At 46.0% G+C, this 2,605-nt stretch carries 2 protein-coding genes; both read right to left on the bottom strand.

Going from position 1 to position 2,605, the window contains the following annotated elements; all coding sequences use genetic code 11:
* Positions 1 to 586: 586 nt before the first annotated feature.
* Positions 587 to 1,972: an adenosine deaminase family protein gene (locus tag VN429_RS00845; RefSeq protein WP_325628762.1), complete on the bottom strand. Its 1,386-nt coding sequence runs from the start codon at positions 1,970 to 1,972 to the stop codon at positions 587 to 589.
* Positions 1,973 to 2,161: 189 nt separating this feature from the next.
* On the bottom strand, positions 2,162 to 2,563 hold the full coding sequence (locus VN429_RS00850) for a secondary thiamine-phosphate synthase enzyme YjbQ (protein WP_325628764.1): 402 nt from the start codon (positions 2,561 to 2,563) through the stop codon (positions 2,162 to 2,164).
* Positions 2,564 to 2,605: the final 42 nt, after the last annotated feature.

A 2,605-nucleotide genomic window follows, 5' to 3' on the forward strand; every position in this document is an offset into this window, starting at 1 on the left:
CAGACTGATCCGACCTTGGAGTATTATCAATCCGGGTCGGCTATCCATTTGATTCCCAGGCTGGCATTCACGGCGCATTCTTTCAAAAAAGTTTGTTCTTTTCAGGTGGTTGACACACCTAAAGACATTGTGTTCGAAGTCAATATCTAATAAATTTTTAATTTGCTTAATCAAACTGCTCTTCTTTCGCTAATGCGAAATTTGATTGCAATGGTTTAAAATCACTCCACTAACCACGCCGGGTTCTTTTCAATGGGTGTAGATTCCTCATCTGGTATCAAACAGGTCACTGCAGAAAAAAGGGGCTCAAATATCGTTTTTACATGGGCACGTAAAGCCCTGATCTCCTTCTCAACCACCATTAGGGCTAGTGTGAATCTCGCATGGTCGTGATGTCCCGCTATTAACTCGATTTTCGGCCTCTTTTTTAAAATCTAACCCCGTTATTACCTTGGTTTATATGTGGCCAAAATGGCACTGAAAATCTCTGAAAATTGAGAGTTAAATTAAAAACAGGGCGATTTTTATAGGGTGGATTCCCGGGGGAGAGTCCCGGGATTATGACTCGGAAATTCAGTCCCCTTTTTTACGCAGTCAAAGCAGTCTCACATGCCGGTGTTCCCGTGAATCCGGCTGGAACTGTACGTTCATACTGCCGCAGGCTCTCATTGAGTTCTGCTAGCATCCGGTCCTTCTCTGTCTGAGGAAGAAAACTGTACCTGATGCTATTCATATTAATCTCCCGAATCTGTTCATACGAAACGTGGGGTTTGTTCATCGTGAGATTAACGAACTCCTGGGTGAGGGTAGTACGTTCGACGCCGGGATCATCGGTTGCAAGGATCACGGGAACATCATGATCCAGGTAGAGTGAGACCGGGTGTTCTGCCGTATCTATCCCCAGTATCTGCAGGTTGCTGGTCAAAAGGATCTCAACAGGAATGTGGGAAGCAGACATTTTTTCCAGCACTTCTTCTCTATCTTTTTCATATCTGATGCTGACCCCATGCCCAATCCGCGAGGCATTCCCGGTGGATATCGCTTGTGAGATGTGATCCTGCATATCGACAGGGGGAACCAGTTCAGGGGTCAGTTCACCTGCATGGAGCGTAATGCCGACATCGGGGTAGACACTATGAAGGTATGCAACCATCTTCATGTGTTCATCGTAATCTCGAAGTGAATACTTGTCTGCTTCATCACCTACGAGTGTAACTCCTTCTATGAGTGGTGACTGGTTGGCTATCTCAAATGCTTGGAGCAGATCACTGAACACTTCTTTTTGAGGATAAAATCGTAGGGCTTCGTAGGTATACCTGACCGTGACATTCCTGCCTTCTGCTGTTGAATGCTCCCGCGATACCTGATCATAGGTTGCCAGGGTCAGAACTTTCTGCCGGCAGATATCAGCAAGACCGGCGTCTAAAAGATTTTCCCGGAGGAGTGAGAGATTATCATCCCAGGGAACCTGGCTTACTATCTGCCTGACTTTATCAGAGTTGGTCTGAGACGTCATCAATTCAAGATACCTGATATTCTCAGAGGCTGCCTGGTCCCTGATCTCGGCAATTAATTCCCCGTCGTAGTACGTGACCGGATCGATGAGATCAAAGGTACTGAAAAACCAGTCATGTCCTGTCTGATTCTCATACGAAAAACCGGCCATTGACCACTTGGAGACCAGGTATGAAAACAAAGTTGCATTTGTGTATGCAGATGCAACCGGGACAAGGGGCTTGAGTGGAGTGTAATTAAATGGCTGGTCTGTTGCCGGATCAACCAGTTGGCCGGTCACGGGATCGACAAGAAGGTCATGACGGGCTGCGATTGCTATGAGTTTTTCCGGTGGGATTGCTCCGGAGAGATGAATATGGATGTCCCCTCCCTTGGGCATATCATTGAAGAAGGTAAAGAGTTCATCCCGGTCTCCCCTGATAGAATCAAAATACGAGGATATGTTAGGACACTGCATATCAGGTATTGCATAGCAAAGGCCGGGAACAAAAGTGCCTAGGCATACTATGAAGAGAAGTAGATTCCAAGTAGTTCGTGGAGCTGAAATCATGGTTGCAAATCCGAGTAATGGGATATCTCTGTTTGCAGGTTTATATGAATCTCCATGGGAGGGATATTCTCTGATGTATCTTCTTGATAAAACGATCTATTCCCCTGAAATACCAACAAGGACATGCCGGTTTCTGGGCCCGTCGAACTCACAGAAATAAATTCCCTGCCAGGTTCCAAGTGCCAGATGTCCGTCGATAACCGGTATCATTTGAGAAAATCCCATAAGTGACGCCTTGATGTGGGCGTCTGAATTTCCTTCTGCATGCCGGTAATCTCCTTTCAATGGCACGAGGCGTGTAAGGCCGGCAAGGATATCACGTGTTACGTCAGGATCTGCATTCTCATTGATGGTCAGGCCGGCTGTCGTATGAGGCATGTACACATGGCAGACTCCATTCTGTACGCCCGTTTTCGCCAGTTCATCTGAAATTATGTTTGTAATATCGATGAACTCGGTTCTCGATCTAGTACTGACATCTATTTTTGTCCACTTCATATGATCACCATATCCTGCTGTTGTTGTCTTTTAACAATATCA

The sequence above is a fragment of the Methanospirillum sp. genome, assembly GCF_035560735.1.
GTDB lineage: Archaea > Halobacteriota > Methanomicrobia > Methanomicrobiales > Methanospirillaceae > Methanospirillum.

Bases quoted from the DNA above. Each gene is read 5' to 3' on its own strand.
- VN429_RS00845 (WP_325628762.1), bottom strand. From the start codon at position 1,972: ATGCAGTGTCCTAACATATCCTCGTATTTTGATTCTATCAGGGGAGAC.
- VN429_RS00850 (WP_325628764.1), bottom strand. From the start codon at position 2,563: ATGAAGTGGACAAAAATAGATGTCAGTACTAGATCGAGAACCGAGTTC.